This window comes from Streptomyces nojiriensis, from assembly GCF_017639205.1.
GTDB classification, from domain to species: Bacteria; Actinomycetota; Actinomycetes; order Streptomycetales; family Streptomycetaceae; genus Streptomyces; species Streptomyces nojiriensis.
Window position 1 is genome coordinate 4504683 of sequence record NZ_CP071139.1, and the last position, 14127, is coordinate 4518809.

Genomic DNA, 14127 nt, shown 5'->3' on the forward strand with positions numbered 1-14127 from the left:
GGACCGGGCCCTGCCGGACCCGGCCGGGTGCCCGCCGGGCCTAGAGCTCGGGGGCCGGCTGGGTGGTCGGCGCCGGCTGCGGAGTCGGCGGCGCCAACGTGGGTTCCGTCACAGGAGGAGTCGTGGCCGGCGGCGCCGGGGTCGGGCTCGCCGACTGCTGCCCGCCGGCCGAACCGCCCGGGCCGCCGGAGCCGCCGCCCGCCCCGCCCGACCCGCCCGTGGCGGGCTGCTGCGGGCCCTGTCCGCCCGCGCCGCCGCCCGGTCCCGCCGACGGCGCGGGCACCCCCGGCCGGCCGCTCGGCGCGCCCGGACTCGGCGAGGCCCCGGTCGCACCGGAGGCCTTGCCGTCCTCCTTGGGCCTGCTGTCCTGGCTCCCCGTACCCTCCTTCGCGCCGTGCCCGTTGCCGCGGACCCCGGAGCCCCGTCCCGCGACCGTCCCCGCGCCCGCCTCGGCGCCGCCGTGGCGGCCCCCCGGAGCGGAGGGCCCGGGCTTCGCCGCGTCCTCACCGACACTCATGCAGCCGGCCGTCGCCGCGACCGCGAGCGCGGTGACGGCCAGTCGGAGGGAAGCGGACAACTGGCGCACGGGGGCACCTCCGGAGCCTGAGGGTGAACTTTCCGCATGAGCGGGTCAATGTGCCCAACTCCCTTTGACCCGTTAGGGACACGCCCTCCGGCGAACCCCTGGGGCGGAGCCCCGGGCCGCACCCTCAGCCGAAGAGCCGCCGCGCCACCTGCGACCCGAGGTGCACCGCGCCCAGCCCGACCAGTACCGACATCACCACGTTCGCCGCGGCCAGGAACCCCCGGCCGCGTTCGGCCAGCCGCAACGTCTCGTACGAGAACGTCGAATACGTGCTGAGCGCCCCGCACAGACCGGCCCCGAGCAGCAGCTGCAGCCGCGAGGAGGCGGCTCCCTCCAGCGCCGCCCCGGCCAGTGCCCCGAGCACCAGACACGCGGCCGCGTTGACCACGAAGGTGCCCCAGGGGAAGAGGGAGTCGTGCCGCGCCTGCACCGCACGGTCCAGCAGGTAGCGCAGCGGCGCGCCGACGGCCGCACCCGCCACCACGAGCAGCCAGTTCACCGCGGAACCCGCCCGCGGACCGCGAACCGGGTCGCCGCGGCCGCCGCCCACACCGCGCCGAGGGCCGCCGCCACCGTGAGCCCGCCGTAGGCCAGGGCGGTCCCCGTCTCCCCCTCGTCCAGGAGCCGCGAGAAATCCACCGCGTAGGTGGAGAAGGTGGTGAAGCCGCCGAGCACGCCGACCCCGACGAAGGGCCTCAGCAGCGGATGCGGGGACGTCCGGCCGCCCTCGCTGATCAGCACCATGAGTACGCCGATCAGCGCGCTGCCTGAGGCGTTGATCCACAGGGTCGCCCACGGGAAGGCCCCGGGCCCGGCCGGCCAGAGCAGGGAGATCCCGTACCGCGCCGCGCCCCCGATCGCGCCGCCCGCCGCCACCGCCGCGAGCACCCGGCCCTGCGGCTCGGCGCGCTGCGCGGGTACGTGCAGGTCGACGTCCGGATCGATCGCCTCCGCCGCCCGCTCCGCCCCGTCACCGTGAACCGGGACCGGCCGGATCACCCGTACCCCAGCGCGTGCAGCCGCTCGTCGTCGATCCCGAAGTGGTGGGCGATCTCGTGCACCACGGTGACCTCCGTCTCCGCGACCACGCTCTCCCGGTCCTCGCACATGCGCAACGTGGGATTGCGGTAGATGGTGATCCGGTCCGGCAGCACCCCGGCGTACCACTCGCCGCGGTCCGTCAGCGGAGTCCCCTCGTACAGACCGAGCAGCTCGGGGTCGTCGGCGGGCGGCTCGTCCTCGACGAACACCGCCACGTTGTCCATCAGCCGCGTCAGCTCCGGCGGGATCCGGTCCAGGGCCTCTGCGACGAGCTCTTCGAACTCCTCGCGCGTCATCTCCAGCACCCGGCCATTGTCGCTCCGGGGGAAACCGTTTTGGCGATAGCTCCCCGGATCCCATATGCTTCTCACGTCCCCGACGCGCTGAGAAGTGCCCGGCGGGCCTTTAGCCCTCATCGTCTAGTGGCCCAGGACGCCGCCCTTTCAAGGCGGTAGCACGGGTTCGAATCCCGTTGGGGGTACGCATTACCGTGTGCAAGACTTGTTCTCGCACACTGCAAGGTCCTGTGGAGCAGTTGGTTAGCTCGCCACCCTGTCAAGGTGGAGGTCGCGGGTTCAAGTCCCGTCAGGATCGCTGAAGCCGGAAACGGTTTCGTGGCTGGGTAGCTCAGTTGGTACGAGCGATCGCCTGAAAAGCGATAGGTCGCCGGTTCGACCCCGGCCCCAGCCACCATCAAGAAGGCCCCGTCCATCGGACGGGGCCTTCTGTGGTTACTCCCCCTCTGCCTCGGCGGCCGCCGCACGCTCCCTGCGGCGCCACTGCACCACGCCGACGGCCGCCGCCCCGGCGGCGACCAGCCCGAGCAGCACCCCGTCCGGTACCGCGTCCGCCAGCGAGCGGACCCGCTGCTCCACGGCGAACGAGTCGTCCACGTCCAGCAGCCCCGGCAGCGCGCTCGCCCCGTCGTAGGCGAGGAACAGCGCGCCCAGGGTGATGAAGAACAGCCCGGACAGCAGCGAGGTCGTGTGCAGTTCGAAGCGGCCGACGCGCAGGGCCCGCCCGCGCAGCCAGCGCCGCCTGCCCAGGTCGAACCGCTCCCACAGCAGCGCCAGTACGAACAGCGGTACGGCCATCCCCAGGGCGTAGACCGCGAGCAGCAGGCCGCCGTAGACGGGACTGCCGCTGACCGCCGCGACCGTCAGGACGCTGCCCAGGATCGGGCCGGCGCAGAACCCGGCCAGGCCGTAGACCGCGCCGAGCGCGTACACCGACAGGGCGGTGGTCGGCCGGATCCGGCCCGACAGCTCCGAGATCCGCTTCGGGGCGAAGCCGAGGCCCAGGATCTGCGCGAGACCGAGCGCGATGATCAGCCAGCCGCCCGCCAGCACGAGCTGGTCGCGGTTGCTGTGGAAGAACCGCCCGGCGTACGAGCCGGCCGCCCCCAGCGGTACGAGGGTGCTCGCGAGGCCCGCGTAGAAGATCCCGGTGCGTGCCAGGAGCCGCGAGGTGGAGTCGATGGAGTACGCGAAGAAGGCCGGCAGCAGCAGGGCGCTGCAGGGGCTGAGCAGCGCGAGGAGGCCGCCCAGCAGGGCGGCCAGGTATCCGATGTCGGTCACTGCTTCGCCGCCCCGGCCTTCGCCCGGGCGATGGCGGCCGTGAAGGTGTCGAGCGGCTGGGCTCCGGCGATGGGCTTGCCGTTCAGCAGGAAGGACGGGGTGGAGGTGACGCCGATGCGGTAGCCCTCCTCCTGGTCCTTCTTCAGGGCCGCCGCGGCCTGCTCGCCCGCCATGTCCGCCTTGAAGCGCTCCAGATCGGGCACCCCGGCCTCCCGGGCCAGCTCCACGAGGCGGGGCTCGGCGAAGCCCTTCTCCTTCGAGCCGTCGGCGTAGGCGGCGGCGTGGAAGGCGTCGAAGCGGTCCTGCCGGCCGGCCGCCCAGGCGGCCTTGGCTGCGGCCTCGGACTCGGCGCCGAAGATCGGGAAGTTGCGCCACTCGATGCGCAGCGTGCCGTCCGCGACGTACTTCTTCACCAGTTCGGGCTCGGTGTCCCGGGCGAACTTGCCGCAGTAGCCGCACTTGAAGTCGGAGTACTCGATGAGCACGACGGGCGCGTCGGCGCGGCCGACGGCGAGCTTGTCGCCGGCCTCGCGCCGGGCCAGCGCCTTGAGCTCGGCGGCGGGGTCGGTCCGGGGCGCGGCGACGGCGCCGGAACCGGCCGAGCCGGTCTCGGCGGGGGCGGTGGCCCGCCAGGAGACGAGGCCGAGGGTGATCGCGGCGAGGGCCACCCCGGCGGAGATCAGCAGGGGCTTCGTGGCGGACTTCTTGGCGGAGGCGTTCTTGGAAGAGGGCATGCGGGTGCTCCGGTGCTGCGGGTGTGCGGATGGGACGGGACCGGGGGGCCGGTCCGGTCTAGACCCGCATCACGCAGAGCTCCAGCCGGTCGGGGGCCGGGCGGTCGGCGCCGCGTACGGGGGTCCGTACGGGCACGGCCGCGGGCGGACCGGCCTCCTCGGGCGCCGCCCGGACCGGCGGCACCTGGGCGTGCTCGCCGAAGGCGCGCGCGGGGACGGCGGGCGTACCGCCGCGCTCGGGGGCCACCGGCGCACAGGCGGGCCCGCCGGCGTCGGCGAACACGGCCGCCCGGGGCCACGCCGAAGCCGGGCCGGCGGCCGAGGCCGAAGCCCGGGCCGCAGCCGGGTCCGAGCGGGGAGCCGAGGCCGGGGCCGACGCCGGGTCCGGGTCCAGGACCGGCGCCGAGACCGAGACCGAGGCCGAGACTGGCGCCGGGACCGAGGACGAGGCCGAAGACGAGGCTGGGGCCGACGCCGGATTCAGGACCGGCGCCGGGACCGAGGCCGGGGTCGGTGTCCGGGTCGGGGTCGAGTCCGGGGCCGGGGCCGTTCGGGCCGGCGGGGCGACCGCCACCGCCGGGGCCGCGCAGCCCAGGAGTACCGCCAGGATCACGCCGAGCAGGCTCCAGACGTGACGGGGGCGGGACAAGGTGGGCTGCCTCTCACTCGTACGACCGACGGACTCGTCCCGAAATGGTACGGGTCCGCCCCACAAATGCGTTCGCCACCCGGAGGGCCCAGGTGAGATCCTCGACCAGGTATGTCTACTTCCTTCGCCGCCCTGCAGACGCTTCTCGGTGAGATCTCCCTCCGTGACGCGCACCGCCTCGGCCGCCGCCTCGAAGGCGCCCGCCGTATCCGCAAGCCCGAGGCCAAGCAGGCCGTGCTCGACGAGATCGCCGCGGAGGCCACCAAGGCCGCCGAGCGACTGGCCGGCCGTGCCTCGCGGATGCCGGAGGTCACGTATCCCGAGAACCTGCCCGTCAGCCAAAAAAAGGACGAGATCGCCGAGGCGATACGCGACCACCAGGTCGTGATCGTCGCGGGCGAGACCGGGTCCGGCAAGACCACGCAGATCCCCAAGATCTGCATGGAGCTGGGCCGCGGCGTCCGGGGCATGATCGGGCACACCCAGCCCCGCCGGATCGCCGCCCGCACGGTCGCGGAGCGGATCGCCGAGGAGCTGAAGTCCGAGATCGGGCAGACCGTCGGCTGGAAGGTCCGCTTCACCGACCAGGTGGACCAGGACGCGACCTTCGTGAAGCTGATGACGGACGGCATCCTGCTCGCCGAGATCCAGACGGACCGCGAGCTGCGCGCCTACGACACGATCATCATCGACGAGGCCCACGAGCGGTCGCTGAACATCGACTTCCTGCTGGGCTACCTGGCCACGCTGCTGCCGAAGCGGCCCGACCTCAAGGTCGTCATCACCTCGGCGACCATCGACCCCGAGCGCTTCTCCCGGCACTTCGGCGACGCGCCCATCGTCGAGGTCAGCGGGCGGACGTACCCGGTGGAGGTCCGCTACCGGCCACTGCTGGAGGAAGAGGGCGACGACAGCGACCGCGACCAGATCACCGCGATCTGCGAGGCCGTGGACGAACTCCAGTCCGAGGGACCGGGCGACGTCCTGGTCTTCCTCTCCGGCGAACGGGAGATCCGCGACACGGCGGACGCCCTCAACAAGCGGAATCTACGCTTCACCGAGGTCCTCCCCCTCTACGCACGCCTCTCGCACGCCGAGCAGCACCGCGTCTTCCAGCAGCACACCGGCCGCCGGATCGTCCTCGCCACCAACGTCGCCGAGACCTCGCTGACCGTCCCCGGCATCAAGTACGTGATCGACCCGGGCACCGCCCGGATCTCCCGCTACAGCCACCGCACCAAGGTCCAGCGCCTGCCGATCGAGCGGATCTCGCAGGCCAGCGCCAACCAGCGCAAGGGCCGCTGCGGCCGTACCAGCGACGGCATCTGCATCCGGCTGTACTCCGAGGCCGACTTCGACGCGCGTCCCGAGTTCACCGACGCCGAGATCCTGCGGACGAACCTGGCCTCCGTCATCCTCCAGATGACCGCGGCCGGCCTCGGCGAGATCGAGAAGTTCCCCTTCATCGACCCGCCGGACCACCGCAACATCCGCGACGGCGTGCAGCTCCTCCAGGAGCTCGGCGCGCTGGACCCGGCCGAGAAGGATCCGAAGAAGCGGCTGACGCAGATGGGCCGTCAGCTCTCGCAGCTCCCGGTCGACCCGCGGCTGGCCCGCATGGTCATCGAGGCCGACAAGAACAACTGCGTCCGCGAGGTCATGGTCATCGCGGCGGCCCTGTCCATCCAGGACCCGCGCGAGCGGCCCTCGGACAAGCAGACCCAGGCCGACCAGAACCACGCCCGTTTCAAGGACGAGACCAGCGACTTCCTCTCGTTCCTGAACATGTGGCGCTACGTGCGCGAGCAGCAGAAGGAGCGCGGCTCGTCCTCGTTCCGCCGGATGTGCAAGCAGGAGTACCTGAACTTCCTGCGGATCCGGGAGTGGCAGGACATCTACTCCCAGCTGCGCACGGTCGCCAAGGGCATGGGCATCCACGTCAACGAGGCCGACGCCCCGGAGCAGGTCGTCCACGTCTCGCTGCTGGCGGGTCTGCTCTCGCACATCGGGCTCAAGGACACCGACAAGAACGAGTACCTCGGTGCCCGCAGCGCCAAGTTCGCGATCTTCCCGGGCTCCTCGCTCTTCAAGAAGCAGCCGAAGTTCGTGATGTCGGCCGAGCTGGTGGAGACCTCGCGGCTGTGGGCCCGGGTGAACGCCAAGGTGGAGCCCGAGTGGGTGGAGCCGCTGGCACAGCACCTGGTCAAGCGCACGTACAGCGAGCCGCACTGGGAGAAGGACCAGGCGGCCGTGATGGCGTACGAGAAGGTCACGCTGTACGGCGTACCGATCGTGGCCCAGCGGAAGATCAACTACGGCCGGATCGACGCCGAGGTCTCGCGCGAGCTGTTCATCCGCAACGCGCTGGTCGAGGGCGACTGGCGCACCCACCACAAGTTCTACGCCGACAACCGCAAGCTCCTCACCGAGGTGGAGGAGCTGGAAAACCGGGCCCGGCGCCGCGACATCGTGGTGGACGACGAGACGCTCTTCGACTTCTACGACCAGAGGATCCCCGCCCACGTGGTCTCGGGGGCGCACTTCGACTCCTGGTGGAAGCACAAGAAGCGCGAGGAGCCCGAACTCCTCGACTTCGAGCGCGAGATGCTGCTGACCGAGAAGGCGGCCGGGGTCACCAAGGCCGACTACCCGGACTCCTGGCGGCAGGGGCAGCTGAAGTTCCGGGTGACCTACCAGTTCGAGCCGGGCGCGGACGCCGACGGCGTGACCGTCCACATCCCGCTCCAGGTGCTGAACCAGGTCACCGACGAGGGATTCGACTGGCAGATCCCGGGCCTGCGCGAGGAGGTCGTCACCGAGCTGATCCGCTCGCTGCCGAAGCCGATCCGCCGGCACTACGTGCCCGCGCCGAACTTCGCCGGGCGCTTCCTGGACACGGCGGTGCCCCTGCAGGAGCCGCTGCCGGTCACGCTGGCGCGCGAGCTCCAGCGGATGGTCGGGGTCCCGGTCTCGGCCGAGGACTTCGACCTCACCCGGATCCCGGACCACCTGAAGATCACCTTCCGGATCGTCGACGAGCGCCGCAAGAACCTCGCCGAGGACAAGGACCTGGAGGCGCTGCGCCTGAGGCTGAAGCCGAAGGCCCGCCAGGCCCTCTCCAAGGCCGCGGCGGCCACCGCCGAGCGGGCGGGCGGGGAGTCGGTGGAGCGCACCGGGCTGACCGACTGGACGATCGGCACGCTGACCAAGGTCTTCGAGACCCGGCGGGCCGGCCAGCCGGTGAAGGCGTACCCGGCGCTGGTGGACGAGGGCGCGACCGTGTCCGTACGGCTCTTCGACACGGAGGCCGAGCAGCAGCAGGCGATGTGGCTGGGCACCCGGCGGCTCATCCTGCTGAACATCCCGGTGAACCCGGCGAAGTTCGCCTCGGACCACCTGACCAACCAGCAGAAGCTGGCCCTGTCCAGGAACCCGCACGGTTCCATCCAGGCGCTCTTCGACGACTGCGCGACCGCGGCGACCGACAAGCTGATCGCCGACCACGGCGGCCCCGCGTGGGACGAGGCGGGCTTCCGGAAGCTCTACGAGGCCGTCCGCGCCGACCTGGTGGACACGACCGTGCGCACGGTGAGCCAGGTGCAGCAGGTGCTGGCCGCCTGGCAGGCCTGTGAGCGCCGGCTGAAGGCCACGGGCAGCCTGGCCCTGGTCGCGAACATCCAGGACGTCAAGACGCAGCTGGCGGCTCTCATGCCGGCGGGCTTCGTGACGCTCACGGGGCTGCGCAGGCTGCCGGACCTGATGCGCTACCTGGTGGCGGTGGACCGGCGGCTCCAGCAGATGCCCACGGGCGTCCAGCGCGACACCACGCGCATGGAGAAGGTCCACGAGATGCAGGACGAGTACGCCTGGCTGCTGGAGCAGTTGCCCAAGGGGCGGCCGGTCCCGTCGACGGTCACCGACATCCGCTGGATGATCGAGGAACTGCGCGTCAGCTACTTCGCGCACGCGCTCGGGACGGCGTACCCGATCTCCGACAAGCGGATCGTGAAGGCGGTGGATGCGGCGGCGCCGTGACCGGCGCCGTGCTCCGGTTCGACTGCACCCCCTGAGCTGCGGTACAGTCTGATTCGCAGCCGCCGAGCGGCCGCAAATCAAGGACCTGTGGAGCAGTTGGTTAGCTCGCCACCCTGTCAAGGTGGAGGTCGCGGGTTCAAGTCCCGTCAGGTTCGCAGAAACGTCAGGGCCCGTATCCCTCTGGGGATACGGGCCCTGACGCGTTGGCGGGTGGTGTCGCCCGGGCGGCCTTGGGGGCCGCCGCGGGCCCGTGGAGCGCCCGCGCCGCCCGCGGGTGCGGGGCCCGGCTCCCCCTGAGACCTTCCCGGACCTCTCAGGCCTCCCTGGACCCTTCCGGACGTCTCAGCACTTCTCCGGACCTCTCCGGACCTCTCCGGATCGCGGACGGGCCTCGCGCGGGCGGTCCGTACGCCCCCTCGGCGCGGCCCCCTGGCGGCCCCCTGGCCGACCGTCACCCGGAATCCCCCGTTCGCATGACGCGCCTCGCGATGCGCGTCCCCTTTACGGGGTGCATTACCGGATATACAAGAGTGATCATCTGTGACGGGAGTCACCGTATGAATTTTTGGGACTCATACTTTTATCGCACCCATACGCCAGCTCGATAGAATATGTGCAATGGCACCTACTCCGCCGGCGCTGCGGTGCGCGCTCGAGATCGCCCTGACCTGGGCATAAAAAGATCGCGCTGGACCCGGCGGAGTCCAGCGCGATCGAACGACCTTGGGCCTGTTGGGGCAGGCCCGGCCGTATGAAGCCATGTGGGTTTCATCGGATTGGGGGACCCGACATAAACCCGTTAAAGCGGGGTGTTTACGCGACCTCAGGCCTCGCTGCGCTGCTGCGGAATTCCCGCGAGCAGTGCGCGAACCTCGGCCTCGCGGTACCGGCGGTGTCCACCCAGGGTGCGGATGGACGTGAGCTTGCCAGCCTTGGCCCAGCGGGTGACCGTCTTCGGGTCCACGCGGAACATCGTGGCAACCTCAGCCGGGGTCAGCAGCGGCTCGGCATCAGGGGTGCGAGCGGTCATGAGCGGCCTCCTCGGGAGAACCGAACCATCTCGGTTCTTTCCTCTAAATTCTGCACCTTGGCCCGCGTTGCCCGAAATGGACATACGCGGGCCGAGTCGGTTATAGGACGAACGGCTTGTCCTCGGCACTACAACTACACCATCCGTCCAGCCTCGACGGCCAAACCGACGGAATTGCCCTCCGAGGTGTTCATCAGCGGCGGAAGCCGATGGACCGCCCTATAACGGACAGTCACCCCACTGTGACGATCAGTCACAGAGCGATCAGGAGTCGTCAGACCCCCCGTAGAGTGCAATGCCGAGCATTCCGCCCTTAGTTGGGCGGAAGGAACCCTCCCCGGACTCCTTGTCCTATTTTGGCACGAGGGTAGGGGAAGGGCGCAAGGGTGTAGTTAGTGCGGTCCGTCACGCTTGGGCCAATGGCCCGTATCGGGACGTAGGTCCTGGCACTACGTCCCAAATGCCATGATCAAGCCTCTGATCAGCCAGTATTGACCGATCGACCGATACCGGACGATACGTACTGACCCCTCATGGGTGAAACCAGCCACACAGGCCCCTTTCGGCCTAATTCGCAAAAAGCCGCTCCCGGACCGCCCGCCACCGCTCCGCCAGCTCCTCGTAGACCTCGGTCGCACCCCGCGCGTCCCCGGACCCCAGGGCCGCGATACCCGCCGCGAGGTCCCCGGCCGAGCGGTCGGCCGCCAGCCGGTCCGCCGGCAGCGCGTGGACCAGCCCGCCGTAGTCCAGCTCGACCATCGAGCGCGGGTGGAACTCCTCCAGCCAGCTCCCCACTTCCACCAGCCCGTCGGCGAGCATCCCGTACCCCTCCGCGTCGCGCAGGGTCCGCAGCGCACGGGCGAGCCGTCGCCGGGCCTGCACCATCGGCGTGCGGTAGCGCAGCCGCTCGCCCGGCACGTGCTCCCGTTCCTCGTCGGCCACCAGTACGAACCAGCGCAGCGGCACCTGCCACACCCCCGTACGGATCCACGGGCGCGCGTCCGGGTTCCGTTCGCGCCAGCGCTCGTAGTCCTCGGCCGCCCGGCGGCGCGCCCCCGGCGGGAGCGCCGCGTCCAGGACCGGGCGCGGGAACCACTCGACCAGCTCCTGGAGGGCGAGCCAGCCGCGGAGGCGGGTGCGCCACGGGCAGACCAGCAGCACCCCGTCGACCACCGCCGTGAAGGCGTCCGCGCTCTCGTGGGCCGGCACCCCCACCAGCGGGACCCGCACCAAGTCCGACAGCGACCGGCGCAGTTCGTCCTGGGCGGTCGGGGTCGCCCCGCGCCGGGCGTAGTCGGCCCAGTGCGTGCGCTCCGGTTCGGCGAAGGCCGCCAGGGGCTCGTAGACGCGCAGGTAGGAGGCGTACGGGACGGTCGGCGCCGAGCGCGCGGACGGCAGCGGGAGATCGGAGGATTCGCTCACGCTCTCGTACTGCCCTTCCGCGGGGTCCGGTTCACCTCCGGGGCGCCCCCGCACCCGCACACCACGGGAGTGTTTCGATCCTCGGACAGGTCCCCTACGGGCGGCCCTCAGGTCTTACTCTGCTCCCAGCACGCCCTCCCCCACCCGCAGGGCGGGCGTCTTTCCGCCGCATCTCTTCCATGGGAGTCACCACCGTGACCGAAATGACCGACGGCGTCCTGCACACCCTGTTCCGTACGGAGCAGGGCGGCCACGAGCAAGTCGTGCTGTGCCAGGACCGCGCCACCGGCCTGAAGGCCGTCATCGCCATCCACTCCACCGCTCTGGGCCCCGCCCTCGGCGGTACGCGCTTCCACGCGTACGCCTCCGACGAGGAGGCCGTCCTCGACGCGCTGAACCTCTCGCGCGGCATGTCGTACAAGAACGCCCTCGCCGGCCTCGACCTCGGCGGCGGCAAGGCCGTGATCATCGGCGACCCGGACGTCCTCAAGACCGAGGAACTGCTCCAGGCCTACGGCCGGTTCGTGGAGTCCCTCGGCGGCCGCTACGTGACCGCCTGCGACGTCGGCACCTACGTGGCCGACATGGACGTCGTGGCCCGCGAGACCCGCTGGGCGACCGGCCGCTCCCCCGAGAACGGCGGCGCGGGCGACTCCTCGGTCCTCACCGCATTCGGCGTCTTCCAGGGCATGCGCGCCAGCGCCCAGCACCTGTGGGGCGACCCGACCCTGCGCGGCCGCAAGGTCGGCGTGGCCGGTGTCGGCAAGGTCGGCCACTACCTGGTCGAGCACCTGCTGGAGGACGGCGCCGAGGTCGTGATCACGGACGTACGGGAAGAGTCCGTGCGCCGGATCCTGGACAAGCACCCGGGCAAGGTCACCGCCGTCGCCGACACGGACGCGCTGATCCGCACCGAGGGCCTGGACATCTACGCCCCCTGCGCGCTCGGCGGCGCCCTGAACGACGACACCGTCCCGGCGCTCACCGCGACGATCGTCTGCGGCGCGGCGAACAACCAGCTCGCCCACCCGGGCATCGAGAAGGACCTCTCGGACCGCGGGATCCTCTACGCGCCCGACTACGTGGTCAACGCGGGCGGTGTCATCCAGGTCGCCGACGAGCTGCGCGGCTTCGACTTCGACCGCTGCAAGGCCAAGGCCACGAAGATCTTCGACACCACGCTGGAAATCTTTGCTCGCGCGAAGGCGGATGGCATTCCGCCGGCCGCTGCGGCCGACCGGATCGCCGAGCAGCGGATGGCCGACGGCCGCGCCGCGCGCGCCGTCTAGGCCCTTCCCGGGGCTTCCGGGTGCGCCCGCCGGGGTGCGGCGAGACGGAACTCACTGCACTTCGGCGGGTCGCCCGCCAGGAAAAGGTTAAAATCGCAGCTGACCAGCGAGGACGGGGCGCCTTGTTGGTTCTGCACCGGGGCGCGTCATGCGGGCGGCGTACCGTATGGCCGCGGAAGCAGGTACCGTTAAACCCCTACGGACGGTCTCTCCACGGAGAGCCCGCTCCGAACCATGAACGCGTGTCAGACTCTGGGGCCGTCGAGCCCCGTCACCGAGGGGGTCGAGCCATGGGGCGCGGCCGGGCAAAGGCCAAGCAGACGAAGGTCGCCCGCCAGCTGAAGTACAGCAGCGGCGGGACTGACCTCTCGCGTCTGGCCAACGAGCTGGGCGCATCGACCGTAGAACCGCTGCCTGTCAGCGAGCCGGTCGAGGTAGACGACGACGAACTGGACGAGGACGACCCGTACGCTCGGTACGCGGACCTCTACAACAGGGATGACGACGACGAGGACGAGGAGTCCGGGCCGTCGTCACAGCGTCGCGGCGCTTGACGCCCTGAGGCGTCTGCACGACAGACAAAAAGACTGAAACCCGGTCCAGGGCATCGCCCCGGGCCGGGTTTCAGTGCTGCTCAGCTCGCGTAGGAACCGGTCATGGTCGCGCCCTCGGCGTGGTCGCCGCGGTCCAGGATCTCTCCCGCGACCCACGCGTCGACACCCCGGTCGGCCAGCGCGGTCAGCGCCACGTCCACCGACTCCTGCGGAACGACGGCCATCATGCCGACACCCATGTTCAGGGTCTTCTCCAGCTCCAGCTGCTCCACCTGACCGGCCTTGCCGACCAGGTCGAAGACGGCGCCGGGGGCCCAGGTCGAACGGTCGACCGTGGCGTGCAGGTGGTCCGGGATGACCCGGGCCAGGTTCGCCGCGAGGCCGCCGCCGGTGATGTGCGAGTAGGCGTGCACCTCGGCCGTACGGGTGAGGGCCATGCAGTCCAGCGAGTAGATCTTGGTGGGCTCCAGGAGCTCCTCGCCGAGGGTGCGGCCGAGCTCCTCCACGTGCTGCTCCAGCGACATCTTGGCGCGCTCGAAGAGGACGTGGCGGACCAGCGAGTACCCGTTCGAGTGAAGGCCGGACGAAGCCATCGCGATGACGGCGTCACCCGTACGGATGCGATCCGCGCCGAGCAGGCGGTCGTACTCGACCACGCCCGTGCCGGCACCGGCCACGTCGAAGTCGTCCGGACCCAGCAGGCCGGGGTGCTCCGCGGTCTCGCCGCCCACCAGGGCGCAGCCGGCGAGGACACAGCCCTCGGCGATGCCCTTGACGATCGCTGCGACACGCTCGGGGTGCACCTTGCCGACGCAGATGTAGTCGGTCATGAAGAGCGGCTCGGCGCCGCAGACGACGATGTCGTCCATGACCATCGCCACCAGGTCGTGGCCGATGGTGTCGTACACGCCGAGCTGGCGGGCGATGTCCACCTTGGTGCCGACGCCGTCGGTGGCCGAGGCGAGCAGCGGGCGCTCGTAGCGCTTGAGGGCGGAGGCGTCGAAGAGGCCGGCGAAGCCGCCGAGGCCGCCGAGGACCTCGGGGCGCTGCGTCTTCTTCACCCACTCCTTCATCAGCTCGACGGCGCGGTCGCCCGCTTCGATGTCCACGCCTGCGGCTGCGTAGCTGGCACCGGTGGTCTTCTCTGTCATGACAGGAGAGAGCTTTCGTGTCGTTACTGCGTGTGGTGCCGGGCCCTGGGAGAAGCCTC

General features: G+C 70.9%; 13 protein-coding genes and 4 tRNA genes. 7 read left to right on the forward strand and 10 right to left on the reverse strand.

Annotation, left to right across the window (positions count from 1 at the left end; translation table 11 throughout):
* Positions 1 to 40: 40 nt before the first annotated feature.
* The 4 genes from JYK04_RS20920 to JYK04_RS20935 all read right to left on the reverse strand — a co-directional run bounded on the left by JYK04_RS20920 (position 41) and on the right by JYK04_RS20935 (position 1932).
* Positions 41 to 586, reverse strand: a complete 546-nt coding sequence (locus JYK04_RS20920; protein ID WP_189737596.1) for a hypothetical protein — start codon at positions 584 to 586, stop codon at positions 41 to 43.
* 124 nt (positions 587 to 710) lie between these two features.
* Positions 711 to 1085 (reverse strand): fluoride efflux transporter CrcB, encoded by a 375-nt coding sequence (crcB, locus tag JYK04_RS20925; RefSeq protein WP_189737599.1) that lies wholly within the window; start codon positions 1083 to 1085, stop codon positions 711 to 713.
* The gene (locus JYK04_RS20930) at positions 1082 to 1585 is read right to left on the reverse strand and encodes a FluC/FEX family fluoride channel (protein WP_229875310.1); all 504 of its coding nucleotides are present in this window, start codon (positions 1583 to 1585) and stop codon (positions 1082 to 1084) included. The genes crcB and JYK04_RS20930 overlap by 4 nt, the downstream gene beginning before the upstream one ends.
* Complete coding sequence (locus tag JYK04_RS20935) at positions 1582 to 1932, reverse strand: metallopeptidase family protein (protein WP_030012899.1); 351 nt, start codon at positions 1930 to 1932, stop codon at positions 1582 to 1584. The genes JYK04_RS20930 and JYK04_RS20935 overlap by 4 nt, the downstream gene beginning before the upstream one ends.
* A 103-nt stretch (positions 1933 to 2035) precedes the next feature.
* Here JYK04_RS20935 and JYK04_RS20940 point away from each other — a divergent pair.
* From JYK04_RS20940 to JYK04_RS20950, 3 genes are all read left to right on the forward strand, one after another.
* Positions 2036 to 2108: transfer RNA gene (locus JYK04_RS20940), tRNA-Glu, on the forward strand.
* A gap of 39 nt (positions 2109 to 2147) precedes the next feature.
* Positions 2148 to 2221, forward strand: a tRNA-Asp gene (locus JYK04_RS20945).
* 22 nt (positions 2222 to 2243) lie between these two features.
* Positions 2244 to 2320, forward strand: a tRNA-Phe gene (locus JYK04_RS20950).
* A 38-nt stretch (positions 2321 to 2358) separates the two neighbouring features.
* On the opposite strand, the gene JYK04_RS20955 is transcribed toward JYK04_RS20950, so the two are convergent.
* The 3 genes from JYK04_RS20955 to JYK04_RS20965 are packed head-to-tail and all read right to left on the reverse strand — an operon-like array spanning position 2359 to position 4587.
* Positions 2359 to 3204, reverse strand: coding sequence for a cytochrome c biogenesis CcdA family protein (locus JYK04_RS20955; protein ID WP_189737602.1), 846 nt, complete (start codon positions 3202 to 3204; stop codon positions 2359 to 2361).
* Positions 3201 to 3938 carry a DsbA family protein gene (locus tag JYK04_RS20960; RefSeq protein ID WP_189737606.1) on the reverse strand — a complete coding sequence of 246 codons (738 nt, stop codon included), beginning with the start codon at positions 3936 to 3938 and terminating at the stop codon, positions 3201 to 3203. The genes JYK04_RS20955 and JYK04_RS20960 overlap by 4 nt, the downstream gene beginning before the upstream one ends.
* Positions 3939 to 3996: 58 nt before the next feature.
* The gene (locus JYK04_RS20965) at positions 3997 to 4587 is read right to left on the reverse strand and encodes a hypothetical protein (RefSeq protein WP_189737609.1); all 591 of its coding nucleotides are present in this window, start codon (positions 4585 to 4587) and stop codon (positions 3997 to 3999) included.
* A 111-nt stretch (positions 4588 to 4698) separates the two neighbouring features.
* Between JYK04_RS20965 and hrpA the strand changes: the two genes are divergently transcribed.
* Both hrpA and JYK04_RS20975 read left to right on the forward strand, forming a co-directional pair.
* Positions 4699 to 8622 carry an ATP-dependent RNA helicase HrpA gene (gene hrpA / locus JYK04_RS20970; protein WP_189737612.1) on the forward strand — a complete coding sequence of 1308 codons (3924 nt, stop codon included), beginning with the start codon at positions 4699 to 4701 and terminating at the stop codon, positions 8620 to 8622.
* Positions 8623 to 8703: 81 nt separating this feature from the next.
* Positions 8704 to 8777 (forward strand) — tRNA-Asp (locus JYK04_RS20975).
* Positions 8778 to 9445: 668 nt separating this feature from the next.
* On the opposite strand, the gene bldC is transcribed toward JYK04_RS20975, so the two are convergent.
* Both bldC and JYK04_RS20985 read right to left on the reverse strand, forming a co-directional pair.
* Positions 9446 to 9652 carry a developmental transcriptional regulator BldC gene (gene bldC, locus JYK04_RS20980; RefSeq protein ID WP_003949541.1) on the reverse strand — a complete coding sequence of 69 codons (207 nt, stop codon included), beginning with the start codon at positions 9650 to 9652 and terminating at the stop codon, positions 9446 to 9448.
* A gap of 567 nt (positions 9653 to 10219) precedes the next feature.
* Positions 10220 to 11074 carry a DUF8083 family protein gene (locus JYK04_RS20985; protein ID WP_229875311.1) on the reverse strand — a complete coding sequence of 285 codons (855 nt, stop codon included), beginning with the start codon at positions 11072 to 11074 and terminating at the stop codon, positions 10220 to 10222.
* A gap of 179 nt (positions 11075 to 11253) precedes the next feature.
* Here JYK04_RS20985 and JYK04_RS20990 point away from each other — a divergent pair, with 179 nt between their 5' ends.
* Complete coding sequence (locus JYK04_RS20990; protein ID WP_272933165.1) at positions 11254 to 12363, forward strand: Leu/Phe/Val dehydrogenase; 1110 nt, start codon at positions 11254 to 11256, stop codon at positions 12361 to 12363.
* Positions 12364 to 12653: 290 nt separating this feature from the next.
* Complete coding sequence (locus JYK04_RS20995) at positions 12654 to 12917, forward strand: DUF3073 domain-containing protein (RefSeq protein WP_030009392.1); 264 nt, start codon at positions 12654 to 12656, stop codon at positions 12915 to 12917.
* 80 nt (positions 12918 to 12997) lie between these two features.
* Here JYK04_RS20995 and purM read toward each other — a convergent pair whose 3' ends face one another.
* A complete protein-coding gene (gene purM, locus JYK04_RS21000) occupies positions 12998 to 14068 on the reverse strand; it encodes a phosphoribosylformylglycinamidine cyclo-ligase (RefSeq protein WP_189737615.1) in 1071 nt (356 codons plus the stop codon).
* Between the last annotated feature and the right edge of the window lie 59 nt (positions 14069 to 14127).

What these genes read in the sequence shown, in the direction of transcription:
- JYK04_RS20960 (WP_189737606.1), bottom strand. Translation starts at nt 3,938, where the DNA reads ATGCCCTCTTCCAAGAACGCCTCCGCCAAGAAGTCCGCCACGAAGCCC.
- hrpA (WP_189737612.1), top strand. Translation starts at nt 4,699, where the DNA reads ATGTCTACTTCCTTCGCCGCCCTGCAGACGCTTCTCGGTGAGATCTCC.
- bldC (WP_003949541.1), bottom strand. Translation starts at nt 9,652, where the DNA reads ATGACCGCTCGCACCCCTGATGCCGAGCCGCTGCTGACCCCGGCTGAG.
- JYK04_RS20990 (WP_272933165.1), top strand. Translation starts at nt 11,254, where the DNA reads ATGGGAGTCACCACCGTGACCGAAATGACCGACGGCGTCCTGCACACC.
- JYK04_RS20995 (WP_030009392.1), top strand. Translation starts at nt 12,654, where the DNA reads ATGGGGCGCGGCCGGGCAAAGGCCAAGCAGACGAAGGTCGCCCGCCAG.
- purM (WP_189737615.1), bottom strand. Translation starts at nt 14,068, where the DNA reads ATGACAGAGAAGACCACCGGTGCCAGCTACGCAGCCGCAGGCGTGGAC.